Raw genomic sequence first — 265 nt, 5'->3', positions numbered from 1 at the left:
AGCGCGGCCTTGAGGTCACCGTCATCGAGGCATTGCCGCGCATTCTGATGCGGGGCGTGCCTGAGGAGATCGCCGCAAAGGTCCAGGCGCTTCACCAAGGCAACGGCGTGCGAATCGTGTGCGGCGCCGGTATCGAGCGGCTATCCGGTGACAGCGATGGTGTCGTTCTGGCCCTCAGTACCGGTGAAATCCTGAAAGCCGGTACGCTGGTGGTGGGCATCGGCGCTCGGCCTCGCGCCGAACTGGCTGTGAAGGCCGGTCTCAC

At 65.3% G+C, this 265-nt stretch carries 1 protein-coding gene; it reads left to right on the top strand.

Going from position 1 to position 265, the window contains the following annotated elements; genetic code table 11:
- Positions 1-265, top strand: a 265-nt coding sequence (locus SB764_RS41160) for an FAD-dependent oxidoreductase (protein ID WP_410866919.1), incomplete at both ends; no start/stop codon positions are given.

Origin of the sequence: Paraburkholderia sp. SIMBA_027, from assembly GCF_046535315.1 — a bacterium.
In the GTDB taxonomy this organism is placed as follows: domain Bacteria; phylum Pseudomonadota; class Gammaproteobacteria; order Burkholderiales; family Burkholderiaceae; genus Paraburkholderia; species Paraburkholderia tropica.
Note: the sequence above shows the minus strand (reverse complement) of the source record. Positions and strands in the feature narration are given on the sequence as shown.